At 61.2% G+C, this 25,731-nt stretch carries 28 protein-coding genes and 1 tRNA gene; 12 read left to right on the forward strand and 17 right to left on the reverse strand.

All coding sequences use genetic code 11. The features are described 5' to 3' along the window. Positions 1–150: 150 nt before the first annotated feature. The 3 genes from QMG56_RS11255 to QMG56_RS11265 are packed head-to-tail and all read left to right on the forward strand — an operon-like array spanning position 151 to position 1,266. Positions 151–339 (forward strand): hypothetical protein, encoded by a 189-nt coding sequence (locus QMG56_RS11255; protein ID WP_281822617.1) that lies wholly within the window; start codon positions 151–153, stop codon positions 337–339. A gap of 41 nt (positions 340–380) precedes the next feature. Then, positions 381–758 carry a phosphoribosyl-AMP cyclohydrolase gene (hisI, locus tag QMG56_RS11260; RefSeq protein ID WP_281822618.1) on the forward strand — a complete coding sequence of 126 codons (378 nt, stop codon included), beginning with the start codon at positions 381–383 and terminating at the stop codon, positions 756–758. After that, positions 751–1,266: a hypothetical protein gene (locus tag QMG56_RS11265; protein ID WP_281822619.1), complete on the forward strand. Its 516-nt coding sequence runs from the start codon at positions 751–753 to the stop codon at positions 1,264–1,266. Before hisI ends, QMG56_RS11265 begins: the two co-directional genes overlap by 8 nt. A 7-nt stretch (positions 1,267–1,273) precedes the next feature. Here QMG56_RS11265 and QMG56_RS11270 read toward each other — a convergent pair whose 3' ends face one another. Further along, complete coding sequence (locus QMG56_RS11270; protein ID WP_281822620.1) at positions 1,274–2,425, reverse strand: aspartyl/asparaginyl beta-hydroxylase domain-containing protein; 1,152 nt, start codon at positions 2,423–2,425, stop codon at positions 1,274–1,276. A gap of 126 nt (positions 2,426–2,551) precedes the next feature. Here QMG56_RS11270 and QMG56_RS11275 point away from each other — a divergent pair, with 126 nt between their 5' ends. Beyond that, entirely contained in the window at positions 2,552–3,139 is a 588-nt protein-coding gene (locus QMG56_RS11275; protein WP_281822621.1) for a hypothetical protein, read from the forward strand. Between the two features lie 6 nt (positions 3,140–3,145). On the opposite strand, the gene QMG56_RS11280 is transcribed toward QMG56_RS11275, so the two are convergent. Beyond that, positions 3,146–5,440 carry an ATP-dependent helicase gene (locus QMG56_RS11280; protein WP_281822622.1) on the reverse strand — a complete coding sequence of 765 codons (2,295 nt, stop codon included), beginning with the start codon at positions 5,438–5,440 and terminating at the stop codon, positions 3,146–3,148. Between the two features lie 164 nt (positions 5,441–5,604). Between QMG56_RS11280 and QMG56_RS11285 the strand changes: the two genes are divergently transcribed. Beyond that, on the forward strand, positions 5,605–6,006 hold the full coding sequence (locus QMG56_RS11285) for a Fe-S oxidoreductase (protein WP_281822623.1): 402 nt from the start codon (positions 5,605–5,607) through the stop codon (positions 6,004–6,006). Between the two features lie 72 nt (positions 6,007–6,078). On the opposite strand, the gene rsmD is transcribed toward QMG56_RS11285, so the two are convergent. After that, on the reverse strand, positions 6,079–6,621 hold the full coding sequence (rsmD, locus tag QMG56_RS11290) for a 16S rRNA (guanine(966)-N(2))-methyltransferase RsmD (protein WP_281822624.1): 543 nt from the start codon (positions 6,619–6,621) through the stop codon (positions 6,079–6,081). Continuing rightward, positions 6,618–7,475, reverse strand: coding sequence for a pseudouridine synthase (locus QMG56_RS11295; protein ID WP_375713685.1), 858 nt, complete (start codon positions 7,473–7,475; stop codon positions 6,618–6,620). The genes rsmD and QMG56_RS11295 overlap by 4 nt, the downstream gene beginning before the upstream one ends. 173 nt (positions 7,476–7,648) lie before the next feature. Between QMG56_RS11295 and QMG56_RS11300 the strand changes: the two genes are divergently transcribed. Together QMG56_RS11300 and QMG56_RS11305 are read left to right on the forward strand one after the other, a co-directional pair. Then, positions 7,649–8,110, forward strand: a complete 462-nt coding sequence (locus QMG56_RS11300) for a response regulator (protein ID WP_281822625.1) — start codon at positions 7,649–7,651, stop codon at positions 8,108–8,110. Between the two features lie 62 nt (positions 8,111–8,172). Then, complete coding sequence (locus QMG56_RS11305; protein WP_230187482.1) at positions 8,173–9,510, forward strand: MFS transporter; 1,338 nt, start codon at positions 8,173–8,175, stop codon at positions 9,508–9,510. Here the strand turns inward: QMG56_RS11305 and QMG56_RS11310 are convergent. The 9 genes from QMG56_RS11310 to purB form a co-directional block, all read right to left on the reverse strand. Next, entirely contained in the window at positions 9,495–9,893 is a 399-nt protein-coding gene (locus QMG56_RS11310; protein ID WP_230187532.1) for a DUF6628 family protein, read from the reverse strand. The genes QMG56_RS11305 and QMG56_RS11310 overlap by 16 nt on opposite strands. Positions 9,894–10,045: 152 nt before the next feature. Continuing rightward, the gene (locus QMG56_RS11315; protein ID WP_281822626.1) at positions 10,046–11,365 is read right to left on the reverse strand and encodes a folylpolyglutamate synthase/dihydrofolate synthase family protein; all 1,320 of its coding nucleotides are present in this window, start codon (positions 11,363–11,365) and stop codon (positions 10,046–10,048) included. 40 nt (positions 11,366–11,405) lie between these two features. After that, positions 11,406–12,257 (reverse strand): acetyl-CoA carboxylase, carboxyltransferase subunit beta, encoded by an 852-nt coding sequence (gene accD / locus QMG56_RS11320; RefSeq protein WP_230187484.1) that lies wholly within the window; start codon positions 12,255–12,257, stop codon positions 11,406–11,408. Further along, positions 12,254–13,066: a tryptophan synthase subunit alpha gene (trpA, locus tag QMG56_RS11325; protein WP_281822627.1), complete on the reverse strand. Its 813-nt coding sequence runs from the start codon at positions 13,064–13,066 to the stop codon at positions 12,254–12,256. The genes accD and trpA overlap by 4 nt, the downstream gene beginning before the upstream one ends. 1 nt (position 13,067) lies before the next feature. Then, entirely contained in the window at positions 13,068–14,312 is a 1,245-nt protein-coding gene (trpB, locus tag QMG56_RS11330; protein WP_281822628.1) for a tryptophan synthase subunit beta, read from the reverse strand. Further along, on the reverse strand, positions 14,309–14,950 hold the full coding sequence (locus QMG56_RS11335) for a phosphoribosylanthranilate isomerase (RefSeq protein ID WP_281822629.1): 642 nt from the start codon (positions 14,948–14,950) through the stop codon (positions 14,309–14,311). The genes trpB and QMG56_RS11335 overlap by 4 nt, the downstream gene beginning before the upstream one ends. A 76-nt stretch (positions 14,951–15,026) precedes the next feature. Continuing rightward, complete coding sequence (gene pyrF, locus QMG56_RS11340) at positions 15,027–15,701, reverse strand: orotidine-5'-phosphate decarboxylase (RefSeq protein WP_281822630.1); 675 nt, start codon at positions 15,699–15,701, stop codon at positions 15,027–15,029. Further along, positions 15,698–16,015 carry a hypothetical protein gene (locus tag QMG56_RS11345; RefSeq protein WP_230187489.1) on the reverse strand — a complete coding sequence of 106 codons (318 nt, stop codon included), beginning with the start codon at positions 16,013–16,015 and terminating at the stop codon, positions 15,698–15,700. The genes pyrF and QMG56_RS11345 overlap by 4 nt, the downstream gene beginning before the upstream one ends. 75 nt (positions 16,016–16,090) lie before the next feature. Next, positions 16,091–17,407 (reverse strand): adenylosuccinate lyase, encoded by a 1,317-nt coding sequence (gene purB, locus QMG56_RS11350; protein ID WP_230187490.1) that lies wholly within the window; start codon positions 17,405–17,407, stop codon positions 16,091–16,093. Between the two features lie 261 nt (positions 17,408–17,668). On the opposite strand from purB, the gene QMG56_RS11355 reads away from it, so the two are divergent. Then, a complete protein-coding gene (locus tag QMG56_RS11355; RefSeq protein ID WP_281822631.1) occupies positions 17,669–18,136 on the forward strand; it encodes an EF-hand domain-containing protein in 468 nt (155 codons plus the stop codon). A 93-nt stretch (positions 18,137–18,229) separates the two neighbouring features. Here QMG56_RS11355 and parE read toward each other — a convergent pair whose 3' ends face one another. Continuing rightward, positions 18,230–20,209, reverse strand: a complete 1,980-nt coding sequence (gene parE / locus QMG56_RS11360) for a DNA topoisomerase IV subunit B (protein WP_230187492.1) — start codon at positions 20,207–20,209, stop codon at positions 18,230–18,232. A gap of 182 nt (positions 20,210–20,391) precedes the next feature. Between parE and QMG56_RS11365 the strand changes: the two genes are divergently transcribed. Then, the gene (locus QMG56_RS11365; RefSeq protein ID WP_230187493.1) at positions 20,392–21,252 is read left to right on the forward strand and encodes an outer membrane protein; all 861 of its coding nucleotides are present in this window, start codon (positions 20,392–20,394) and stop codon (positions 21,250–21,252) included. A 115-nt stretch (positions 21,253–21,367) separates the two neighbouring features. Here QMG56_RS11365 and QMG56_RS11370 read toward each other — a convergent pair whose 3' ends face one another. Next, positions 21,368–22,039, reverse strand: a complete 672-nt coding sequence (locus tag QMG56_RS11370) for a GcrA family cell cycle regulator (RefSeq protein WP_281822632.1) — start codon at positions 22,037–22,039, stop codon at positions 21,368–21,370. 116 nt (positions 22,040–22,155) lie between these two features. Between QMG56_RS11370 and QMG56_RS11375 the strand changes: the two genes are divergently transcribed. Continuing rightward, on the forward strand, positions 22,156–23,019 hold the full coding sequence (locus tag QMG56_RS11375) for an ABC transporter permease (protein WP_281822633.1): 864 nt from the start codon (positions 22,156–22,158) through the stop codon (positions 23,017–23,019). A 16-nt stretch (positions 23,020–23,035) separates the two neighbouring features. On the opposite strand, the gene hspQ is transcribed toward QMG56_RS11375, so the two are convergent. Beyond that, entirely contained in the window at positions 23,036–23,410 is a 375-nt protein-coding gene (gene hspQ, locus QMG56_RS11380) for a heat shock protein HspQ (RefSeq protein WP_281822634.1), read from the reverse strand. 146 nt (positions 23,411–23,556) lie between these two features. Between hspQ and QMG56_RS11385 the strand changes: the two genes are divergently transcribed. Both QMG56_RS11385 and QMG56_RS11390 read left to right on the forward strand, forming a co-directional pair. After that, positions 23,557–23,646: transfer RNA gene (locus QMG56_RS11385), tRNA-Ser, on the forward strand. Positions 23,647–23,778: 132 nt separating this feature from the next. Then, a complete protein-coding gene (locus tag QMG56_RS11390) occupies positions 23,779–24,384 on the forward strand; it encodes an integrase arm-type DNA-binding domain-containing protein (RefSeq protein ID WP_281822635.1) in 606 nt (201 codons plus the stop codon). Here QMG56_RS11390 and QMG56_RS11395 read toward each other — a convergent pair. Continuing rightward, the gene (locus tag QMG56_RS11395) at positions 24,365–25,672 is read right to left on the reverse strand and encodes a VWA domain-containing protein (RefSeq protein WP_281822636.1); all 1,308 of its coding nucleotides are present in this window, start codon (positions 25,670–25,672) and stop codon (positions 24,365–24,367) included. The genes QMG56_RS11390 and QMG56_RS11395 overlap by 20 nt on opposite strands. Positions 25,673–25,731 lie beyond the last annotated feature (59 nt).

The raw sequence follows: 25,731 nt of genomic DNA on the forward strand, positions 1-25,731 counted from the left end.
GCAAGACAGTGTCGCATTCGCTGACCGATCTCGACCCAAAATTGAACATTGCGATGGAACTGGATCAATTCATGCGTGTTGACTTTGTGCGGTGCAGCATAAAAATTATCGGTGTCGTGCCGAAGGCTCGACTCGCAGGGAAGACGTGGCATGTCGCTGAAGACCAGAGTTCAGGAAAAGATAGAACGTGCTGGAATAGCGAACTATTCCTTCGATGCCGACACTCTGATCCTGTGCGGCGTACGCTATGCGATTGAGGCCTGCACATGCGGTGCGACCGACTGCGACGGTGTGCAGTTGCAGCGTAAGGCAGGTGACGGTGTCGTGACGCTGCAATAATCTTCTTTCGCAAATATCGCGGCCCATTCTATATGCGTCGCATGAACAGCAATCCTTCTAAGGTGCGGGAAACCGGCCTGATCCTCGATCCGAAATATGGACCCGATGGCCTGATAACGGCGGTGGTGACCGACGCCGCCGATGGCAAGGTCCTGATGCTCGCGCATATGAATGCCGAAGCACTGAGTTTGACCATCGATACAGGCGTCGCGCATTTCTGGTCCCGCAGCCGCAACCGGCTTTGGAAGAAGGGCGAGACGTCCGGGCATATCCTGTCGGTCGAGGATATTCGCATCGATTGCGATCAGGATGCCATATGGATAATCGCGCGCCCCGCGGGTCCGGCATGCCATACGGGGGAAGTGAGTTGCTTTTATCGTCGGGTAACCGCTGCGGGCCTGGAAAGGGTCGATGATTAGGGGAGCGGTACTGATCGTCGCGATGTTGCTATGCGGCTGTCAGTCGAAGGACCTGCCCGCCGGGGACAACCCGGCCATTGCGGGGCTGGAACGCGCGGGCATAGAAACCGGCGTGGTGGCCGACGCGACGAAGATACCACCGGTCGGATTGTTTCAGCGCCGCAGCGACATGGGCAAGGATTCGCTCTGCATCGTTCCGGGCAAGGCCAATGCGTATCGCTTTGGATTGGAAGTGCAGCTTGGGGCGAACGAATATTGCGCCGGGAGCGGGACTGCCCGGCGCACAAATGACAAGCTGATCCTCAATTTCTCGCGTGGCGCGCGCTGCATAGCGGTGGCGCAATATGACGGCGACCGTGTGGTCATGCCGGGCGTGATGGACATGAAGTGCGCCGATATGTGCGCCGGGAAAGGCACTGTCGAAGGCGTCGATCTGCCCAGATTGGCCAGCGGTGTGAGCAGCGCCCGGGCCGCTCGGGATCGGAGCAATGCGCCGCTCTGTCCGTAGCGGCGCGTTACAACGGTCCGCCTGATTCTGCATCCTGCGGTCCATAGGCGTCTATGGCTTCGAATAAATGTACCAGCGCCGCGCGTTCTTCTTCGGTGATTTCAGGGCGCCATATTTCGAAAAGCAGGATGACGCGGGTATCGGCGCTGCGGTTCCAGGCTTCATGTTCTATGCTGTCATCGAAGATCAACGCCTTGCCCGGTTCCCACGAGCGCGTTTCGTTCCCGACGCGCAGTGCGCAATCGGGCGGAACGATCAGCGGGATGTGGCAAATGAGCCGCGTGTTCAGCATCCCGTAATGGGGTGCGATATGCGTGCCGGGTTTAAGCAGCGACCATAAGGCCATGGGCGAGCGGCCCCCGATATGCGGAAGTGGGGCAGCGGTCAGAGCGGCCATCGTCGCCGGAGCGCGGGCTGTATTTTCAGTTACGTGCGTGCCATTCTTCCAGAAATAATGGGCGCCCCATGCCGGATCGTCCCGCAGAGGGTTGTTGGGTGCCGGGCGATCCGGCGCGGTTTCGACATAGGGTCGGAAATCCTGTCCATCGGCAAGAACATCGCGCAGTTCGGACTGCATGTCGGTCGTTGCCGCTTCGACTTCGGCAAGCCAGTCGAACTCTGCACGCTCGTAGAACTGGCGCTGGGGCAGGCCGGGGAAGTAGAACATGCTGGGTTGCTGTTGGTAGAGGGTGGTCTTGCCGGTCAGAAGATCGATCGACTGCGCGATCCTGGCACTTTTCTGGGCAAGGCCCGCTGCCGACAAGCTGTTGCGCAGGTGGCTTTCAAAGGCGGCGTTGGCTTCCATCAGGAAGGCCTGCCCGCGGTCGAGCAGCGGGTGGAGGGCGGCCGGCACCTCCATCACCGACGCCTGCGCGATGGCCGTGCGGTAGAAGGATGTCGCGGCGCGATGGTCCTGCGTGCGTTCCTTCAAGACGGCCATTGCCAGCAGGGCCGGGAGGTTCCGCGCGTCAGCGGCCAGTTGCCCTTTCAGCGCGGCTTCTTCGCCTTCGCTATCGCCCATACGGTTGCAGGCTTGCGCAAGCGGTAGCCATGACGGCGGGGACATGGCTTCAAAATGCCGTCTGGCTGTGACGAAATCGCCGCTGCGCAAGGCAGTCAGGCCGCTGGCGAGTAGCGTGGCGTTTGGCGTGCTTTCCATCGTCCGCGTTCTAGCGAGGCGCGGCGGCGGAGGTAAGGAAAAGTTGCGGGCGGAAAAGGCGGCAATCGTAAGAGATCGTTAACGCTGTCTGTTTACCTTTGGCGCTGTGTAATTGCGAAGGTGCTTATGTCGCTGATTTCGATCCTCTCTACGTTCACAAGCGGATCATCGTCCGCCACGGGCAACAGCGTTATTTCTGCGGCGCAAGCGCGCCTTGTTCTGGCGCAAGCTGCCCAGGAAAAAGCGGACGCCAAATCCAAGCCATCGACAGGCGATGTGCAGATATCGCCCGCCGCCACGCTGGCGCAGGCGAACAAGGCCGATCAGACCAAGAATTTTGGCGTGCTGGCCAAAGAGATGCGGGCCATATTGAACAGCCAGTATAAGGCAGGCAACACATCGCCCGACTTTGCGAAGATTTCCGGTCGTGGCCTTGCGTCCATTGTTCTTAACGAAGGGCATCAGTTTTCGCAGGAAGAACAGGCAGCGGCGCGCGCGGCACTGAAGGGGCGGGAGCGGGACGTGCTGACCACGGCTTTGTCCAGCGGCATGTCGGTCGCTACGCTGGCCAGCTATGGCAAGACGCTGGAGCAGAATTACGACACCAAAAGCCCGGAAGAGCGCAAGGCGCTGGGCTATACCGAGCAGACCCGGATCAACGCTGCGCGCATGGCGGGGACGAAGAACATCTCCCTGTTCGACGAGCTGGACTGAACGGGGTCAGCTTAGGCTGACGAAACTGTCCATCACGCGCTTGCGCCCGGCAGTTTCGAAATCGATTTCCAGCTTGTTGCCTTCAATCTCTGCAACGGTGCCATAGCCGAATTTCTGGTGGAACACGCGCAGGCCGACTTCCATGTCGCTGCGGCCCTTGTTGCCGATGGAAACGGCGGAGGCGCGTGCCTCCACTAGCCGAGTGGGTTCGCGGGTGAACTGGCCGCCAGTCGATGCGCGTTGCCAGCCGGGGCCGCGCCCTGTGCCACGCACGACGTCGGAGAAGGGATCGTCGCGTTCCGACCAGTTGGCGCGCCATAGGGACGCGCCGCCGGTCATGCTGCTTTCCTCAGCGATGTGCGCCTTTGGCAATTCGCCGACGAAGCGGCTGGGTATCGAGCTGGTCCACTGGCCATAGATGCGACGGTTGGCGGCGTGGAGAATGACGCATTTGCGCCGCGCGCGGGTGATTGCGACGTAGGCAAGGCGGCGTTCCTCCTCCAGCGACGCGAGGCCGCCTTCGTCGAGCGCGCGTTGCGAGGGGAAAATGCCTTCTTCCCAGCCGACCAGGAAGACTGTGTCATATTCCAGTCCCTTGGCGGCGTGGATGGTCATGATGGTGACCTTCTGACTGTCCGCCTGGGCCTCATTGTCCATGACGAGGCTGACATGTTCGAGGAACGCGCCGAGCGTTTCATATTCTTCCATCGCGCGGACGAGTTCGGTGAGGTTTTCGAGGCGTCCGGCCGCTTCGGTCGAGCGTTCGGCCTGTAGCGCGGCGGTGTAGCCGCTTTCGTCGAGGATCTGGCGCGCAAGTTCTGGGTGCGGGAGCTGGGTTGCCTTGTCGCGCCAGCGGGCGAGATCGCCGACGAAATTGCCGAGCGCGCGGCGGGCCTGTGGGGTCAGTTCGTCGGTGTCGAGGATGCGGGCAGCGGCGATGGTGAGCGGTGCGCCTTCGGCACGGGCGAGGCGGTGGAGTTTCTCGACGGCCTTGTCGCCCAGGCCTCGCTTGGGAACGTTGACGATGCGTTCGAAGGCGAGATCGTCGGCGGGCTGGTTGACGAGGCGGAGGTATGCGAGCGCATCGCGGATTTCGGCGCGTTCGTAGAAGCGGAAGCCACCCACGATCTTGTACGGCATCCCGATCTGAATGAAGCGGTCTTCGAATTCGCGCGTCTGATGCTGGGCGCGGACGAGGATGGCGACATCGTCCAGCGCGCCGCCCGCGCGCTGATGGTTTTCGATTTCGTCGCCGACGCGGCGCGCCTCTTCCGGGCCGTCCCAGATGCCGAGCACCTGCACCTTTTCGCCTTCGGCTTCGTCGGTCCAGAGCGTCTTGCCGAGCCGTCCGCCATTTTCCGCGATGACGCCCGATGCGGCGGCGAGGATGTGCGGGGTGGAGCGGTAATTCTGTTCCAGCTTGACGATTTTCGCGCCGGGGAAATCCTTTTCGAACTTCAGGATGTTTTCCACTTGCGCGCCGCGCCAGCTATAGATGCTCTGGTCGTCATCGCCCACGCAGCAGATATTCTTGCGCTCCTGCGCCAGCAGGCGAAGCCAGAGATACTGGCTGGAGTTGGTGTCCTGATATTCGTCCACCATGATGTAGCGGAAGCGCTGTTGATACTGGGCGAGTATCTCGCGATCCTTTTTCAGCAGGGTCAGGACGTGGAGCAGCAGGTCGCCGAAGTCGCAGGCGTTGAGCGCGAGCAGCCGCGCCTGATAGGCAGCGTAGAGTTGCTGGCCCTTGCCATTGGCATAGGCTTCGCTCTCGCCTGCATCGATGTCCTGCGGGGTCAGCCCCTTGTTCTTCCATCGGTCGATCAGACCGCCGAGTTGCCGTGCGGGCCAGCGCTTTTCGTCGATCCCTTCGGCCTGAATCAGTTGCTTCATCAGCCGGAGCTGATCGTCGGTATCGAGGATGGTGAAGTTGCTTTGCAGGCCGACCAGTTCAGCATGGCGGCGCAGCATCTTTGCGCCGATGGCGTGGAAAGTGCCGAGCCACGGCAGACCCTCCATCTGACCCTCTGGGCCGCCCATCATGCGCGCGACGCGCTCCTTCATTTCACGAGCCGCCTTATTGGTGAAGGTGACGGCGAGGATTTCCGAAGGATAGGCGCGGCGGGTGGCGATGAGGTGCGCGAGGCGTGCGGTCAGCGCTGCCGTCTTGCCTGTGCCAGCGCCCGCCAACACGAGTAGCGGGCCTTCGGTGGTAAGTACCGCCTCACGCTGGGGGGCGTTGAGGCCGCGCAGATAAGGCGGATCGTTCGGAGACGGCGTATCGGAAATGGGGAGAGACATGATCGAACAATTAGGGAACGTCGCCCACAGGAGCAAGGATAAAGGCGCATTATCCATTCGCGTCACGCGAAGCACGGTCGGTCGCGATTCACGGCGCGAAGGGGAACGGGCAGGCGGCACTCCGGTTGAGCGCCTACCGAATATAACGACAGAGGATGATCTCCATGAAACTCTCGATGCTTATAAGCGCCGCTGCTCTGGCCATTGCTGCCCCCGCCATGGCGCAGGAAGCCGGTCAGATGGCACCGCCGCCGCCGCCGGCCGGAGCGCCCGATGCCCCGATGCCGCCGCCTCCGCCAAACGATATGAGCGCGCAGCAAATGCCGCAGAGCGGCCAGATGCCGCCCGCCGATCCCAACGCAGGTGGAACGGAAAGCGCGCCACAGCCCAATGGTGGTATGATGGCACCGACGCCGCCGGCACCTCCAGGAGCGCAGGCTGGCCGAGCACCCATGCCCGCCGAAGCAGCGCCCGCGCCGAAGACAGATTATCCGATGTGCAGCAAGACTGTGACGGACAGTTGTATGAACCCATCGGAAGCGCGGAAAATGAAGCGCAAGCGCTAAAGTTTGCTGACCCTTTTATGGGTCACGAGGGAGGAAGAGGTCGGATCGTTGATCCGGCCTTTTCTTTTTGCGTCAGGCGCCGGTCATCCTGAGCAAATGGATACGGGCTTTGCCGATGTCGCGGACAGTTTCCGCTTCGAAGCCCTTTACGTCGATCGTTTCGCGCTTGTCGGTTTCGATGCTGACCCAGGTCGCTGGGCCGATCCAGCCGAGGCGCGATAATTTGTCGAGGGCCACGGCACCGGCACCGGTGCCGTAGGGTGGGTCCATCAGAATGAGGTCGAGCGGCACAGGCGCGCTGCCCAAGGCCAGCGCCGATGTCTGGCGGACGTCCGCGCGCAGCCCCAGCTTTTCTGCATTGGCCCGCAGGGCATCTACGGCTGGCTTGTCATGTTCGACGAAGATGCAGCTTGCTGCGCCGCGCGACAGGGCTTCGAGGCCCAGCGCGCCCGATCCTGCGAAAAGATCCGCGACGCTTATGGCTTCGAAGCTGCCGAGGCGGCTGGTGAGCATCGAGAAGAGGGCTTCGCGCGTGCGGTCGGCGGTGGGGCGAGTCACTTCGCCTTTGGGCGCGACCAGCGGACGGCCACGCCATTGCCCGGCAATGATCCTCATTTCTTGAGCGTCTTTCGAAACTGCGCCAGATCATGCTGGCGCACTTCGAATACCTCGCCAACGGGCAGATCGGTCAGTTCGAACACGCCATAGCGCGTACGGATGAGGCGGTTCACTTCGACGCCGAGATATTCCAGAACGCGGCGCACTTCGCGGTTTTTGCCTTCGGTCAGCGTCATTTCGATCCACTGGTTCGTGCCGGTGCGGCGTTCCAGATTGGCGTCGATGCGGCCATACCGCACGCCTTCGATTTCTACCCCCATCGCCAGATCTTCAAGCTGTGCCTGACTGACGGTGCCGTGCGCACGGGCGCGGTAGCTGCGCTCTACGCCGGTGGAAGGCAGTTCCATCTGCCGCTTGAACTCGCCATCGGTGGTGAGGAGGAGCAACCCTTCGGTGTTCATGTCGAGGCGGCCGATGGGCATGACACGCGGCAGACCGGCGGGCAGCCGGTCGTAGATGGTCTTGCGCCCCTTCGGGTCGCGCTCGGTCGTCAGGAAGCCGGCGGGCTTGTGGAAGAGGAAGAGGCGGGTCGGTTCGGGGGCGTCGATGAACTTGCCGTCGACAGTCACGCCTTGCAGGTTGGCGAGCAACGTTGCCGGGGTCGTCAGCACTGTGCCGTTGAGAGAGACGCGGCCTTCCTCTATCATCCGCTCGATCTCGCGGCGCGAGGCGACTCCGGCGCGGGCCAGTAGCTTGGCGATCCGTTGCGGCTCGTCGCTTCCTGCGCTCGCGGCCTGCGCGCGGGCGGGGTGCGGATTGGCCGCAGTCGGGGTCTTGCGCGCGCCCACGACGGGACGTCGCGTGGCGCGAGCAGGGCCGGGAGTTGCGAAGGGTTTCTTGGGCGGGCGCAGACTAAATTTCCTCTTACCGGCTGACCGGCGTACAAATTGGATAAACAGTGCCAGTATGCTGGCAGATTAATAGGGTGTAGCGGGTCCGGCAGGCAACTTGCGGATGATGCCGGGCGTTATACCACACGCGCTAATGCTGCGCGCGTGATGACGGAAATGGGGCGGGACGGCAAATGTTTTTCGGGAAGGGCGTCTCTGGGAGTGCGCGACAGGCAATCCATCGCATATTGGTGGTGGAGGATGAGCCGCTGGTTGCCTTCGATAATGAGAATTTTCTGGTGCATGCCGGGTATACGGTGGTGGGGACAGTCGACAGCTATGATGCGGCCTTTGCGCATATGGAAAGCGACGCCATCGATCTGGTGATTGCCGACGTAAATCTGTCCGGTGACCGCAATGGCGTGGAGGTTGCCGCCGTTGCCGCCGAGCGCGATATTCCGGTGCTGTTCGTGACAGGGGCTTGTCCCGGCGAGGCGCGGCATCTGGCTTATGGGTGCCTTGCCAAACCTTATTCCCAAAAAGATTTGCTGGCGGCGATCAAGGTTGTCGATGCCCTTATCCGCGGGAAACGGCCGCCGCGATCTCCGGGTGGATTGAGCCTGTTCCGGAGCGTGGGGGACAATCCGCCGCAATAGGGGGTGGTGCGCCGTCCATTTTTGGCTAGGGTTCGCGCAATGAGACGGGGACCGCAGCGACCATGACAGTGACGACCGAGACGACAGGCTGGCGCAGGAATGTGCCGGAAATGGTGCGGCCCTATACGCAGCCTGCGCCTGTGGCGGCTTTCTTTCTGGGTGTGTCTTCTGGCTTTCCCTATGCGATGATCGGCGCGACGCTGACGACGCGGCTGGCGCAGGACGGGATCGACAAGAAAGCGGTGACCGCGTTCACGCTGGCGTTTCTGGTCTATAATCTCAAATGGCTTTGGGCCTGGGTGGTCGATGGTGTTCGGTTGCCGCTGATCGGGCATATGGGCAAGCGCGTGTCGTGGTTGTTGCTGGCGGGCGTGCTGGTGATGGCGGCGGTCGCCAATCTGGCGCTGGTCGATCCGCGTGCGAGCCTGCTCGCGACGGCCTATGCCGCTGTGCTGGTCGGTGCGGCGGGGGCTACATTCGATATCGTGATCGATGCCTATCGCATCGAATTGCTCAAGCCCGAGGAACTGGGTGTCGGGTCCGGCATGACGCAATATGGCTGGCGCATCGGATCGGTCGCCGCCGGAGCATTGGCGCTGGTGCTTGCGTCGCGCATCGGGTGGGAAGGGGCGTATCTCGCCTGCGCGGTGTTTGCGCTTCCCGCCATGCTGACCGGGCTTATCATGGGTGAGCCAGAGCGGCATCGCGATCCTACGGCCAAGCGCGCGGTGGGCGAGTTGTGGCAGTCTATCGCAGGCCCGCTGGTGGAGTTTTTTCAGCGGAAAGGCGCGTTTCTCGTCCTGCTGTTCATCCTGCTGCACAAGATTGGGGATACGCTCGCCAATCTCACGTTTCGTTTGTTGTTCGACGATCTGGGGTACAGCAATGACGAGATCGCCATTTACGACGTGGGTATCGGTTTCTGGGCCTATCTGATCGGCATTTTCGTGGGCGGCATCCTCTATGCGCGGATGGGGATGAAGCGGTCGGTGCTGGTCAGTTTGATCCTGATGGGCGTGTCCAATTTCAGCTTTGCGGCGCTTGCGTCGGCGGGGCACAGCAATTGGGGGATGGCGGGGGCCATCGGCTTTGAGAATTTCGCGAGCGGCATTGGGGGCGTGACGGTGATCGCTTACTTCTCGGCCTTGTGCGATCTGCGTTTTACGGCCGCGCAATATGCGTTGATCTCTGCGGCGGCGAGCATTGTCGGACGGTTCCTGACGGGGACAAGCGCAGGAGCGTTGATCGAGCGGTTCGGCTATGTCGACTTTTATCTGCTGACTACGGCGCTGGCCGTGCCGGGGATATTGCTGTTCTGGCTGATGATGCGGGCGGGTCTGATCGATGCCAGCGTGGGGACGGCGGGCACCGTCGAGGCGCCCGATCAGCCTTCGGCATAGAGGTCTATCGGGCAGCCCAGGTCTGCATAGCTTTGTGCGACAGCCTGCGCGCATGTCAGGGCGCCCAATACAGCGGTTTCCATAAACAGCGTCGACAAGTCTTCAAAGGCCTTTGCAGGATCGTTGCGGGAGGTCGTCATTGCGCGGATCATGCGCGCTTCGTCGCCGGTCATGCGATGGCAGCAGCACGGCGCGACGAGAATTTTGCGGTTAGACACGCGCGAGAATTCCAGCATCATTGCGCGCATCAGGATCAGCGGGCGCCGATAGCTCTTGCCGAAGTTCCCCAGCAGCGCGTTTGCGGCGTGCGCATCGTTGACGCCTGCCGACGCCATGCGGCGCATCGCGAAAAGGAAAAGCCGACTGCCGCTGGTATGCGGCATGGGCCTGTCTGCTATGGCCGGGGCGGACGATGGCGTGGATAGCGAAGCGGGGCGCGAGGGAATCTGGGACATGATCGGGGTCTCCTGTAGCGGCAGCACCCACGATATAGATTAGCTATTGCGAGTCAATCGCAATAATGAGAGGCGGTGGATTAGTCCGGTAGTTGGTTGTTTCGCCGGAGCACATCGCCCGCCAGATAGAGCGAACCTGCGATCAGTATGGACACCGGTTTTCCTTCCGCCGCTATGACAGCGACGGCCTCTGCAGCGTTGCTATGGGGGGTGCAGCCGATGTCCCATTGTGCAGCGATGGCTTCGAAACGGTCCGCGCCGTGATGCTCATGGCCGGGAACGGGAAGAGCGTGGATATGCGCCACCTTGCCCTTTAGCGGGGCGATAAAGGCGTCCACATCCTTGTTCGAGAGCATGCCGATGATGAGGTGCAAGCCCCCGTCAGGCAGATTGGGCCCGCTGAAAAACGCACCGAGCATTTCGCCGGCGTCGGCATTATGCCCCCCGTCCAGCCAGACCGAGCTGCCGGTGGGGAGCGGTGCGACGAGCGGGCCGCCGTCCAAACGCTGCAACCTGGCGGGCCACTGCGCCCAAAGCGGTGCAGCTTTGAGCGCCGATTCGCTGATTGGAACGGCGTGCTGGTGACGCAGCATGGCAATTGCGAGCGCGGCATTCATGGGTTGATGCGGGCCGGGGAGGCGGGGCAGCGGCAGGTCCAGTTTTCCGAGCGCGTCGCGATAATGCAAGCGCTCGCGATAGACCGCCGCATCCCAGTCCGATCCCATGGGCAGCCATGGAGCCTGAATGGCGTTGGCCACGCCTGCGATGATGGGTTCTATCGATGAGGCATAGCGTGCCGTCACCAGCGGGACTTCCGCTTTGGCGATGCCTGCCTTTTCCGCTGCAATTTCCGCGAGGCTGTTTCCGAGGAAAGCCTGATGATCGATGCCGAGTTGCGCGATGCCGCACACGGTGGGCGTTGTCAGGACATTGGTCGCGTCGAGCCGTCCGCCCAATCCGACCTCTATGATGCAGGCGTCGGCAGGGTGCCGTGCAAAGGCCATGAACGCCACGGCGGTAGTCACTTCGAAGAAACTGGCGCCGATGTCCGCCGATCGGTCGAGCACATATTCCAGATATTCGGCCAGCATCGCGTCGGTGATGAGTGCGCCGTTTATGCGGATGCGTTCGTTGAAGCGGACCAGATGCGGCGACGTGAAGACATGGACGCTCTTGCCATCCGCCTCCAGCGCGGCGCGCAGGAAGGCGCAGGTCGAGCCTTTGCCATTGGTGCCAGCGACGTGAAAGATCGGCGGCAAGGACAGGTGCGGGTCGCCAAGGCGCGCCAATATCTGCGTGATGCGTTCGAGGCCAAGGATGTCGGCACCGGGCGACAATGACCACAGGCGATCAAGCTGAGCCTGTACGGCGGGATCGGTGGAGGTCGCGTTATCGGGCATTAGGCCTCACGAGCCTCTCAAGGGAGGAGAAATATAAGAACTAGGCTGCTTCTTTAGCTGTCAGATAGCCGACCACCTGGGCAAGCGTCGCCTTCAGATCGCGGCGGTGCACGACCATGTCGATCATGCCGTGATCGAGCAGATATTCGGCGCGCTGGAAGCCTTCAGGCAGTTTTTCGCGAATGGTGTTTTCGATCACGCGCTGTCCGGCAAAGCCGATGAGGGCATTGGGTTCGGCAATCTGTACGTCGCCCAGCATCGCATAGCTGGCGGTCACGCCACCCGTGGTCGGATCGGTCAGCACGACGATATAAGGAAGGCCCGCCGCATGAAGTTTCTGGATCGCGGCCGTAGCGCGCGGCATCTGCATCAGCGAAAGGATACCCTCTTGCATCCGCGCGCCGCCTGCTGCGGTGAAGATGATGTAGGGCGCGCGATGGGCGATGGCTTCCTCGACGCCCTGAACGAAAGCTGCGCCCACACCCATGCCCATGGAACCGCCCATATAGGCGAAATCCTGTATGCCCAGTACGACAGTGCTGCCGTCGATGGCGCCCCGTGCGTTGATCAGCGCGTCGGTTTCACCCGTTGCGGTGCGCGCCGCCTTGATGCGGTCGACATATTTCTTGGAATCGCGGAATTTCAGCGGATCTTCGCGGACGGTGGGCGTGGAAAGCACCACAAAACCAGCATCGAGCAACTGATTGAAGCGCGCCTTTGGACCGATGCGGCCATGATGATCGCATTTGGGGCAGACCGACAGATTCTCTTCCCACTCCCGCGTGAAGATCATCTGACCGCAATTGCCGCACTTGTGCCAGAGCGTGTCCGTGTTTTCATTCTTCTTCGCGATGAAGGGAATGACGTTGCGAACGCGGTTGATCCAGCTCATGTGACAGGCTCTTTGACGGTAAGGGCTGCGCGGAGGGAGGCGACATAGTCTGTGACGTAGGCCGCAGACTGATTGCCATGGGTTCCCACGATGTCGATGATCGCCGAACCCACGACCACACCATCGGCCACCCGACCGATGGCAGCGGCCTGCTCCGGCGTGCGGATGCCGAAACCTACGGCGATTGGGATATCGGTGGCAGCCTTGAGCTTGCCGACCGCATTTTCGATGCTGGCCTGCTGCGCTTGTTGCTTGCCGGTTATGCCTGCGACAGACACATAATAGAGGAAGCCGCTGGCGCCATTGAGAACCGTAGGCAAGCGCGCATCATCCGTGGTCGGTGTCGCGAGGCGCACGAGATGCAGTCCGGCGTTGCGGAGCGCGGGGCCAAGTTCGCCGTCTTCTTCGGGCGGTATATCCACGCAGATGACGCCATCGACACCGGCGTTGCGCGCTGCGGTCGCGAACCACTCGCCACCGCGTCGAACCAACGGGTTGGCATATCCCATCAGGATCAGCGGCGTTTCAGGGTGACGTTCACGAAAGGCCGTGGCGATTGCGAGGATGTCTGCGGTCTTTGTGCCTGCGCCGAGGCTGCGCAAATTGGCAAGCTGGATGGCTTGGCCGTCGGCCATCGGGTCGGTGAAGGGCATGCCCAGTTCGATAATGTCAGCGCCGCCCGCGACGAGCGCGTCGAGGATCGCAGCGGTATCGCCCGGTGTCGGATCGCCGGCGGTAACGAAGGTGATGAGCGCAGCGCGCCCTTCCGCACGGCATTTGGTGAAGCGGGTGGAGAGACGGTCGTTCATGTCAGATATCCACGCCGAGTGCTTCGGCCACGGTAAAGATGTCCTTGTCCCCGCGACCGCACAGATTGGCGATGATGATCTGGTCGCGATCCATTTCTCGAGCCTTGCGGGCGACAGCGGCGATGGCATGGCTGGGTTCGAGCGCGGGGATGATCCCTTCGGTCCGGCAGAGAAGCTGGAACCCCTCCAGCGCTTCCTTGTCAGTCACCGATTCATATTGCACGCGGCCGATATCCTTCAGCCAGCTATGCTCCGGGCCGATGCCGGGATAATCCAGACCGGCGGAAATGCTGTGTGCCTCGGCGATCTGGCCGTCTTCGTCCTGCAGCAAGAAGGTCTTGTTGCCGTGGAGGATGCCGGGGGTGCCGCCTGCAAGGCTGGCGGCATGTTCTCCGCTCTCGATCCCGTGACCGGCCGCTTCGATGCCCAGCATGGCAACATCGGGATCGTCGAGGAAGGGATGGAAGAGGCCGATGGCGTTGGAGCCGCCGCCGATGGCTGCGATCAGCAGGTCGGGCAGGCGTCCGGCCAGTTCCTGAATCTGTTCGCGGGCTTCACGGCCAATGACCGATTGAAATTCGCGGACGAGTTCGGGGTAGGGATGTGGCCCCGCCGCCGTGCCGATGATGTAGAAGGTGTCGTGAACGTTGGCGACCCAATCGCGGAGCGCTTCATTCATGGCGTCCTTCAGCGTGCGCGCGCCGCTCTGCACGGCAACGACTTCGGCGCCGAGCAGCTTCATGCGGAACACATTGGGCTGCTGCCGCTCTATATCGCGGGCACCCATATAGATGACGCAAGGGAGGCCAAAGCGCGCAGCGACGGTCGCGGTGGCCACGCCATGCTGGCCTGCGCCAGTTTCCGCGATGATCCGCGTCTTGCCCATGCGCTTGGCGAGCAGGATCTGGCCGATGCAGTTGTTGATCTTGTGCGCGCCGGTGTGGTTCAGCTCGTCGCGCTTGAACCAGACTTGTGCGCCCTTGCCCTCCGGTGCACTTTCTCGCAGCGTTTCGGTCAGGCGTTCGGCGTAATAAAGCGGGCTGGGGCGGCCCACATAATGCTTCATCAGCCAGTCAAATTCCTCATGGAATTTCGGATCGGCCATCGCCGCGCGATAATGGCGGTCAAGGTCGAGGACGAGCGGCATCAGCGTTTCGGCGACATAGCGTCCGCCGAATTGGCCGAAATGCCCGTTCTCGTCGGGCTGTGCGCGGAAGCTGTTAGCGAGGGGTGTTTGCTGGGTCATGATCGGGAAACCGCTTTGCAGAAGGCAGCGATCTTGTCCACATCCTTGATGCCCGGCGAACTTTCTACGCCGGAGGATACGTCCACAAGAGGGGTGCGGGTGACGGTGACTGCTTCGGCCACATTGTCGGGGTCGAGGCCGCCTGACAGGCCCCAGGGGAGCGGCGGGGTGAAGCCGACGAGCAGCGTCCAGTCGAATCGCAGGCCCATGCCGCCGGGAAGCGATGCACCATCCGGGGTTTTTGCGTCATAGAGGAGGAAATCGGCGGCGCCTGTATAAGCGCGGCCTTGGTCGAGGTCGGCGCGGGTCTTGACGGAGATGGCTTTCCACAGGGGCAGGCCGAAGCGCGCGCGGATCGCGGCGGTTCTTTCAGGGGTTTCGTGGCCGTGAAGCTGGATAGCGGTGACGCCGGCCTGTTTGGCCTGGGTTATGGTGTCGTCGTCCGGATCGACCATGACGCCTACACTAACGACATGCGGGGGGACGCGCGCCGTAAGGCCGGCGGCGCGGTCGAAATCGACATGGCGCGGGCTTTTGGGAAAAAAGACGAAGCCGACATGGCTGGCCCCGGCTTTCAGGGCAGCATCGAGCGTTTCCGGCGTGGAAAGGCCGCAGATTTTGGTGGCGATTCGGGACATGGGGCGGGTTTAGACGGGTTGGGGCATCATACCAACTGGAGATGGATTTCCACCTTCGTGGGCATCACGGATGATATCAGAGCGTTGCTTCGATCTCGCGAGCGGCCAGATCGGGGTCCTGCGCCATGGTGATCGGGCGGCCCACGACCAACATGGATGCCCCGCGATCCAGTGCCTGTCGGGGCGTAACGGCGCGCTTTTGGTCGCCCATCGCGCCGCCAGTGGGGCGGACGCCGGGGACGACGAAATAGCCATCGTGCCATGCGCGCTTTGCGATGGCGACTTCTTCGCCGGAACAGACGATGCCGTCGCAACCTGCACTTTTGGCGAGTTCCGCCAGCCGCGCGACCTGATCCTCTGCGCGGGCACTGACGCCGATATCATTGAGGTCGCTATCGTCGAGGCTGGTGAGGACAGTTACGGCGACGACCTTCGTGTTGAGGCCGGCGGCGGCTTTCGCATTCTCCAGCATCGCGCGGCCACCCGCGGCATGGACGGTGATGACCGCCGGTTCGAGAACGTGAAGCGCCTGCACTGCCTTCGCGACGGTGTTGGGAATGTCATGCAGTTTAAGGTCGAGGAAGATGGGCAGGCCGATCTTCGCCATTTCGTGCACGCCATGATGACCGTTGGCGCAGAAAAATTCGAGACCCAGCTTCAGTCCGCCGACATGGCGTCGCACTTTGGTCGCCAAGGCCTGCGCCTTGAGCAGGTCGGGCGTGTCGAGTGCGAGGTAGATCGGGCTGGTCATGATGCGTTCGGTACTATGGTAATGTCTTCAGGCGGAAGCATGGGGGCAGGGGGCGGGGGCGGTACGGCTGTGGCATTGGCCAGCGCCTTTTCCATCGATTCCAACCGTTTACGCATGCTCCATCGCGTAGCGCGCAAGGCGATCCACAAGGGCACCGCGCCCAACAGGAACGCTGCCATCATCAGGATCGGCAGCTTGATATCCGCGACCAGATCGCCCCAGAGTTTTACGGGAACCGACGCCCAGTTCGCCTTGCAGAACAAGGCAATAGCGACGGCGATCACCACCCAGAACGCGGTTTTCAGAAACTGCATCGGAAGCCCTCTTGCTGTTGCCCGATGCAGTCTAGGGGATTTCGCATGGTCGTTCCAGCCCTACCGCCGCAGCGGTCAGGCTTGCCCGAAGACGCGGGTGAAGATCGTGTCGACCTGCTTGAAGTGATAATCGAGATTGAACTTGTCTTCGATCTCCTGCGCCGACAGCGCAGCGGCAACATCGGCGTCGGCCTTGAGCAATTCGAGCAGCGAAAGCGCGCCGTCCGATTCCCACACCTTCATGGCGTTGCGCTGGACATAGCGATAGCTGTCCTCCCGGCTCACTCCGGCCTGCGTCAGTGCCAACAGCACGCGCTGCGAGTGGACGAGGCCGCCCATCTTGTCGAGATTCTTCATCATCCGCTCAGGGTAGACGAGCAGCTTGTCGATGACTCCGGTCAAGCGACCCAGCGCGAAATCGAGGGTGATCGTGGCATCGGGGGCGATGTAGCGTTCGACCGAGGAGTGGCTGATATCGCGCTCATGCCAGAGCGCGACGTTCTCCATAGCGGGCAGAGCGTAGGCGCGGACCATGCGCGCGAGGCCGGTCAGGTTCTCGGTCAGCACGGGGTTGCGCTTGTGCGGCATGGCCGAGGAGCCTTTCTGGCCCGGCGAGAAATATTCTTCTGCTTCCAGAACTTCTGTGCGCTGAAGATGGCGCACTTCGATCGACAGGCGTTCGATGGAAGACGCAACCACGCCCAGCACAGCAAAGAACATGGCGTGCCGGTCGCGGGGTATGACCTGCGTCGAGACGGGTTCGACGGCGAGGCCGAGCTTCGCGGCAACATGCTCTTCGACTTTCGGATCGATATTGGCGAAGGTGCCGACCGCGCCGGAGATTGCGCAGGTGGCAATTTCCTCGCGTGCGGCGACGAGGCGCGCGCGGCAGCGGGAAAATTCGGCATAGGCTTCGGCCATCTTTAGGCCGAAGGTAACGGGTTCGGCATGGATGCCATGGCTGCGGCCGATGGTGGGCGTCAGCTTATGTTCGAAGGCGCGGCGCTTGATGACGGCCAGCAGGGCGTCGATGTCAGCGATCAATATGTCGCTGGCGCGGGCAAGCTGTACCGCCAGACAGGTGTCGAGTACGTCGCTGGAGGTCATGCCCTGATGCATGAAGCGCGCCTCGTCGCCCACATTTTCCGCCACCCAGGTGAGGAAGGCGATGACGTCGTGCTTGGTCACGGCTTCGATAGCGTCGATGGCCGCAACGTCGATGGTCGGGTTGGTCGCCCACCAGTCCCACAGCGCCTTGGCCGCCGATTGGGGCACTACGCCCAGATCGGCCAAAGCTTCCGTCGCATGCGCCTCAATCTCAAACCATATACGGAAACGGCTTTCCGGTTCCCAGATGGCAGTCATTTCGGGGCGGGCATAACGCGGGATCATTGGCGAATCCTGTCTGGAGAGGTCGCGTGCCGCCTAGCAGGCGTGAACAGGAGGGGCAATCTGTGAGGTTTAGATCACGGCTCGTCCCACTATGGGCGGGAGTCAGGGGCGAAACGCATATTTCCGGCGATGGGTCGAAGTTCCATTGCAACCGGAAGTGGAACGAAGGGAGGCGTCGCCCCGTTTATTCAGGGCAAGTCGGATGCTTAGACGGCGCCATCGCCGGAGCGTCCAGACCGCTTGAAAATTTGGAGAGACGACATGATCCGTACCCTTCTTTGCTCGACGGCACTGCTGATTGCAGCGCCTGCCATGGCTCAGACTGCAACGCCCGCGCAGCAGCCAATGCCAGCCGCTCCTGCGGCGCCCGCAGCACCGATGCCTGCCGCACCGGCTCAGGCACAACCTGCACCTGCGCAAGATCCTGCGCAAACGACGACCGAAGCGCAGCCTGCTCAGCCTGCGGCTGGCGCAACCACAGTTGCGGCCATCGTGGACAGCGAGTTCCCGGCCTATGACGCCGACAAGTCCGGCCAGTTGGAAAAGGCAGAATTTTCCAAGTGGGTTGTTGCCCTGAAGGATCAGGAAATGAAATCTACGGGCAAGACGCTTCAACCTGCCGAAGTGACGGCTTGGGCAGACGGTGCGTTCGTGACGGCGGATGCCGACAAGAACGGTACGATTACCAAGGAGGAGCTGGTCAGCTATCTCAGCGGTGGCGCAGCCTAATCTGACGGTCGCGAAGGTGTCATGATAGCTGGCTGAAAAACTGGCGCATGGCGAAGAATGTGGGCGGTCTGGACATTCCGGGCCGCCCCTTTCTTATGCGTCGATGGCTTCCTCATCGACGGCGGCAGCGTTTTCTTGAATGAAGGCAAACCGATGCGCGGGGTTGGTTCCCATCAGGCGATCCACCAGATCGCGCACGCCCGCACGTTCCTCATAATCCTGAGGCAGCGTAATCCGGATCATACCCCGCGTCTTGGGGTCCATGGTCGTTTCGCGAAGCTGCATCGGGTTCATTTCTCCCAGCCCTTTGAAGCGGCTGATCTCAACCTTCTTGTTCTTGAATTCTTTCTCCATCAATTCCAGCCGATGCACGTCATCGCGCGCGTAAAGGCTCTTTCCGCCCGAGACGATGCGATACAGCGGCGGCTGGGCCAGATAGAGATGACCCCGGCGCACGAGTTCGGGCATTTCCTGAAAGAAAAAGGTCATCAGCAAGGTTGCGATATGCGCGCCGTCCACATCGGCGTCGGTCATGATGACGATGCGGTCGTACCGGAGGTGATCGGGGTTGCAATCCTTGCGGGTGCCGCATCCCAGTGCCTGAATAAGATCGGCGATTTCCTGATTGGCCAGAATCTTGGCGCTGGTCGCGGAGGCCACGTTGAGAATCTTGCCACGGATGGGCAGGATGGCCTGCGTCTTGCGGTCGCGCGCCTGTTTCGCGGAACCGCCGGCGCTGTCGCCTTCGACGATGAAGATTTCGGTGCCTTCGGGCGAATCCGCCGAACAGTCGGTCAGCTTGCCGGGCAGGCGCAGCTTACGGGCGGAAGTCGCCGTCTTGCGCTTGACGTCCTTTTCCTGCTTGCGCCGCAGCCGCTCGTCCATGCGATCGAGCACATAAGCGAGGAGCGCCTTGCCGCGATCCATATGATCGGAAAGAAAATGATCGAAGTGATCGCGCACGGCGTTCTCGACGAGGCGCGCGGCTTCGGGAGATGTCAGCCGGTCCTTGGTCTGGCTCTGAAACTGCGGATCGCGGATAAACACCGACAGCATGACTTCGCAGCAGGACATGATGTCTTCTGCCTGGATGTCCTTGGCCTTTTTCTGCCCGACCAGATCGCCGAACGCCCGGATGCCCTTGACGATGGCCGTGCGCAGCCCGGCTTCATGCGTTCCCCCATCGGGTGTCGGGATAGTGTTGCAATACCAGCTATAGCTGCCGTCCGACCAGAGCGGCCAGGCAATTGCCCACTCGACGCGACCGGCGGTGGCGGGGAAATCCTGATTGCCGGTAAAGAAGCTCGTCGTTGCACATTCGCGGTCGCCAATCTGTTCGCGCAGATGGTCCGAAAGGCCGCCGGGAAACTGAAACGCGGCTTCGGCGGGCGTGTCGTCGGTGATGAGCGACGGGTCGCATTTCCAGCGAATTTCGACGCCCGCGAAGAGATACGCCTTGGACCGTGCCAGCCGGTGCAGGCGGGCAGGCTTGAACTTCATTTCTCCGAAAATTTCGGTGTCGGGAATGAAGCTGACGGCGGTGCCGCGGCGATTGGGTGCTGCGCCGATCTTTTCGAGCGGCCCCTGCGCCAGTCCTTGCGAGAAAGTTTGCCGGAACAGTTCCTTGTTGCGTGCAACCTCCACCACCGTTTCGACGGAAAGCGCGTTCACGACACTGATGCCCACGCCATGCAGGCCGCCGGAGGTCGCATACGCCTTGTCGCTGAATTTTCCGCCCGAATGCAGCGTCGTCAGAATCACTTCCAACGCCGACTTGCCGGGAAATTTGGGATGCGGATCGACCGGGATGCCGCGTCCGTTGTCCGTGATCGTCAGCTTATTGCCGGGTTCAAGCTGGATTTCGATGCGGGTCGCAAAGCCCGCCACGGCTTCGTCCATGGCGTTGTCGAGCACTTCGGACGCAAGATGGTGAAAGGCGCGTTCGTCGGTGCCGCCGATATACATGCCGGGTCGACGACGAACCGGCTCCAGTCCTTCGAGAACTTCGATTGCGGAAGCGTCGTAGCTGCCGGACGGGGAAGGTGCGCCACCGGCGAAAAGGTCATCTGCCATGCTAAATCTATAGGGCGTGCGCCTTGGCGTAAGCAAGGGGCGGGATCAACTGGGTTCCAGCGGTCTGTTGCTGCGATGCAACAGTCTGCCCCGTTTATCGTAGGTTAATGAAACCAAGCATCAATGCCATTCGTATCTGTCGCGTTCCTACCCCCAAAGGAACGCTGAAAAAGGACAGTTTTATGAAGACTTTGATGACCATTTCCCTTGGCGCGCTTGCCATGGCTGCGGCCACGCCTGCCTTTGCGCAGTCGGACGATGCTGCGCGGAACTGGACTGGCCCGTATATCGGTGGGTCGCTGGGATTGGGCTGGCAGCCGAATTTCGACCGCGACACGCAGGAGACCCTGGCGTTCGATACCAATCTGGACGGCACCTATGGCGATACCGTGCGTACGGCCACCGGTGGCAACGCATTCTCACCGGGCTTTTGCCGCGGCGTCGCGGGCAACTCGCTGCCGGTAAGCTGCGGTAGCGACAAGGACAAGCGTACTGCGTGGAAGGTTCATGCCGGTTACGACATGCAAATGGGGAACTTCCTGGTCGGCGCGGTAGTCGAAGGTGGCAAGAGCAACTTCAGCAACAGCGTGTCGGGTTACAGCACGACGCCTGCGAACTATGTGTTCACGCGCAAGCTGGACTGGGACGGCGCAGCGCGCCTTCGTGCAGGCTACATCCTGCCGACCAACACCTTGCTCTATGGCACGGGCGGTCTCGCCTATGGGAAGATCAAGAACAGCTTTACGACCACTAATGGCTTCAACAGCTTCACCGAAGAAAACCGTACCGACAAGGATTGGGGTTGGACGGCCGGCGGCGGCATCGAGCAGAAGGTTTCGCGGAACTTCTCGGTTGGCGTCCTCTACAAATATACCCGCTTTAACGACAGCGGCTACACCGTGAACGCGGGTCAAGGCACGCCGCCTTCGCTCACCAATCCGTTCGTGAACCCCACGCAGACTGCCGGTTCCACCGACATTCAGCGCACCAGCGATCGTTTTGAAAATCATAGCGTGCAGGCAACCGCCAGCTTCCGCTTCTGATCGTATAGCGGACATAGAGAAGGGGCGCCGGAATCGGTGCCCCTTCTCATGGCATCACGATCCCAAAAAAAAAGACCGCCTCGTTTGGGGCGGTCTTTTTTTGCAGTTTGAGGTTTTAGCGAACGCGAGGCCCGCCGAACGGTAGGGGCGGAGGCGGACGGCGCGTGCCGCGGGGAAGCTGTGCCTGATAAGCCCGACCGCAATGCTCGACGCAATAAGGGAAGCCTGGGTTCACCTTTTCACCGCAGAAGTGGAAATCCGGTTCACCCGGGTGACCCATTGGCCATTTGCAAATCCGCTCGGTCAAATCCAGCAAGGATGTCTTGTCAGCGATCTCCGCGCTGGGCTTGGCTGGAACAAGGCGGCGGGGCGGGGCAGGCGGGATCGGTGCTTGCTGATCGCCGGGGCCTTGGCGCAAGAACCCGCCGGGGCCGACCGACACGATGCGGGGCGGCGGAGGCGGTGCAGGCGTGTCGTCCTCGATGCTTTCAACCGGTTCGGCTGCAACGGGCTTGACCGTCATGACGGGCGCCGGGGCAGGAGCCACAGGTGCGGCCGCAACCGGTGCTTCGGCAGGCTTCACTTCAGGCTTCTTCACGACCGGCTTTTTGCGCGCAGCGTCGTTCGCCTTTACGGGCGAAGGCCGCGACTGCAGGCCAAGGCGATGTGCTTTCCCGATGACCGCATTACGGCTCACACCGCCGAGTTCCTCGGCGATCTGGCTTGCAGTCATACCTTTTTCCCACATCGCTTTAAGTTGGTCGATGCGCTCGTCGGTCCAGGACAATAGACACTCCTTGCTATAATATCGTGTTGGCCAACATATGGGGAGCGCGAGCGCTTCCTTCAATTCACCAAAACAGGCCTTGCGGCGTCAAGCCGCACCCGATAGGCGATCCAGCGATGAACAACCAGTCCCAAAATGGCGACTCCGTTGCCAATGCCCCCCTCATAACGTCATCAATCCGTGTCGAGCCGGGTGTAACCGTTATCCGCAACGTCAATTGGCCGGGTACGAAAGCGCTGTATCTCAAAGAGGTGCGCCGCTTCATGAAGGTGCAGTTGCAGACGGTATGGGCGCCGTCGGTCACGACATTGCTGTATCTCGTGATCTTCACCGTTGCACTTGGCGGCGGGAATCGCATGGTGCTGGGCGTGCCGTTTGCCGATTTCATCGCGCCGGGACTGATCGTGATGGGAATGCTGAATGCGTCCTTCGCGAACAGCAGCTTTTCCCTGTTGGTCGGCAAGATTCAGGGAACGCTGATCGATTATTTGATGCCGCCTATTTCAACGGGGGAGCTCCTGTTCGCGCTGGTGGCATCGTCGGTCACGCGCGCCTGCATGCTGGGTTTCGCGGTGTGGCTGGCCATGGCACTATGGCCCGGCGTCCATGTCACGCCGGTGCATCTCTGGGCGATACTCTGGTTCGGGTTGCTCGGTGCAAGCCTGTTGGCTTTCATGGGCGTTATGACATCGATCTGGGCGGAAAAGTTCGACCATGCCGCCGCAGTCACCAATTTCCTGATCGCACCGCTGACTTTGCTGTCGGGAACATTCTATTCGATCGACCGCCTGTTGCCGGCGTTTCAGGTCATCAGTCATGCCAACCCGTTCTTCTATATCATCTCCGGCTTCCGCTATGGATTTCTGGCGGCGGCGGATACGGACATAGCGGTCGGGAGCGTCGTTCTGCTCGTGCTGAACGTCGTTTTCGGCGCAGCGACGTATCGGTTGTTGCGGACAGGTTGGAAACTTAAAGCCTGAGCCGCGCTGCTAAGCCTTAATGCCGGTGCACCGCGCGCAGGCTATATTTACCAGCAACGAAATCGCCGAAAATGCCTGAGATCGCCGGATGGTCGATGGGCTCTTCGCTATCGTCCATAACGATATTCTGCTGGCTGACATACGCGACATAGCTCGCCTCGCCATTTTCGGCGAGAAGATGATAAAATGGCTGATCGCGATCCGGGCGGATGTCCTCAGGAATGGCATCATACCATTCCTCCGTGTTGGCGAACACCGGATCCACATCGAATATCACGCCGCGAAAACCGAACAGACGATGCTGGACGACATCGCCGATGCTGAAACGGGCATGCATGATCGGGGGTGCGTTGCGCGCTGCCCGGGCGCCAAGGGGAGTCGTGTTCTTCATATAGCCTATGTAGGGTCACCTTTCGGTCACACAAGAAAAATGGCAAAACCTGCTCTTGGCAAAGCGCTTTTCATTCGCTAATGCCCGCCCCTCGACCCGTTCCGGGGCAAGGGAACAGCATCGGCTGGTCCCTCCGGAAACCTCGCGGAGAGGTGGCAGAGTGGTCGAATGCACCGCACTCGAAATGCGGCGTGCCCGCGAGGGTACCCAGGGTTCGAATCCCTGCCTCTCCGCCAATACTCTGTTTTCCTGCATCCACCGCGATTCACAAAAGGCCAGCTTTTCTGCGGCTTTGAGTCTGATTCGCGTCCGCTCCCATCCCCGCTCGTCCACCGGTGACTGATTGGCAATGTGGGAGATTAGGAGCGATGGGAAAGCTCTCTGCGACCTCGGTAAAGGCGGCCACGCGGCCAGGACGACATGGCGATGGCGATGGCTTTTTCCTGGTCATTCAAGCCAGCGGCGCAAAAAGCTGGGTCTGCCACGTTCAGAAAAACGGCAGCCGCCGTGACTTCGGCCTCGGCAGCGCCACAAAGGTAGCGCTCGCGTTAGCCCGGGAGCGGGCTCGAGAAATTCGGACTTGGGTCGAGATGGGTCTCGATCCCCTGTTCGAGCGCCGCAAACTGCAAGGTATCCCGCCCTTCAGGCAGGCAGCCGCGAAGGTGATCGCATCTCACGGCAAAAACTGGCGAAACGAGAAGCACGCGAAACAATGGCTCCAGACGCTCGATAGCTATGTATTCCCCGAGATCAGTGACTTGCAGGTCCATGACGTCACCGGGCCCATGATCCGTAATGTCCTCTCGGAGATCTGGTTGTCCAAGCCGGAAACGGCACGCAGGGTGCGACAGAGGATCGGCACCGTTTTGGACTGGGTCTACGCCTCTGGATACCGTGATAGCGAAGCTCCAGTGCGTGCGGTGACCAAAGGCTTGCCCCGCGATGGATGCGACTTCACCGCATTGCGACTTTAGTCTTGCTGCACCGTCCCGCATTGTAGCTCCCGACCGTTCGGATGATTTCACCCTGATCCGGTTCCACCCGACGTCCCGACACGATACTGGCCAAAACGCGGGCGATTAGCTGGTCGAGACGGGTTACCACATAGCACGCCACGGTAGGCTCCGCATGCGCATTGCCGATGCCGCTATCGTCAGTCAGGAATATGTATCTGCCCTGCGTCAGGACGGCCATTGTCCGCATTACATATTGGGCGCTGTCTTCTACACCGCTCGCTGCGACCGGAACAATCCGCACACCCTGTGCCCGCAAGCGCTCCGTGGCATCAAGGGTAGATTTGAGCGCTTCCTCATGCGGGGGCGCATCGGCGACAAGCAGAAGTGTCTTTGTCGCACCGCTGCGCCACTGCATTTTTTCTGCGGCTATCATGGCGCGGTCTACAGCTTCGGGCGTGTCTCCGCCGCCATCGGCATCCTGCTGCCCCAGTGCCTCCCGCATTGCTCCGATATCGCCAGATAGAGGAAAGGACCGAGTCACATATACGTCCCCGTCGTCCCGGTAGACGATCAGACCGATGCGCAGATCGACATTGCCAGCATCACTCCTCACTCGAGCGATAATCGAGCCCAGTTCCGACTGAAGATAATTCATCTCGTCACTCATGCTACCCGTGGCATCCAGAACGAGGACGAGGTCGAGAGCGCTAACGGGGCGTGCCAAGCCGGAGACCTTTAGCGTGACAGTCTGTTCGCCGCGTCCACTCAGTTGCAGCTTTCGGCCGATCGAACCCGCCTGCGACGCAACGGATATCTGCGCTCCACTAGCGATATGATCAAAGCGGGGGTAAAATGAGGCGATACCATCTGCACCGGAAATCAACAGCAGCGCCCCGCCTTGTCGGGCAACTTCGATACGCGCCTGCGGCACCGGTCGCCCCACTCCATCGACAACCTTCACCGCGACCCGTGTGCGGGTATCCACAAATGGTAATTCTGCACGCGTCTGCTGGATCACTGCGCCTGCATATTGCGCGTAAAATTCTGGGTTCAAAACATCATCATAGTCGCCCGCAGTAAGGTTGCCTAAATGGGGGCGCTGCGGTTGAGGCAATGGTGCCGCTCCGATTTCAGTCGTTCGCGTTTCCGTTCGCATTTTGACGATGCCGCCCACATTGAGTTCCCGTTTCGTGACGCTGACGGTTTCCTCCGCGCCGCTGCCAGAAGGGCCGGAGCACGCCGCCAGCGGAACGCAGACAGCCAGCACGCTGATCAGAGAAAATCGTTTAGAGATTGGCAAACGCATTATGCTCTCCTGAGAACTCGGCGACCGGCACAGTCTACTTGCACCGTTGAGAATGCCAA

It is taken from the genome of Sphingobium sp. BS19, from assembly GCF_027925545.1.
GTDB lineage: Bacteria > Pseudomonadota > Alphaproteobacteria > Sphingomonadales > Sphingomonadaceae > Sphingobium.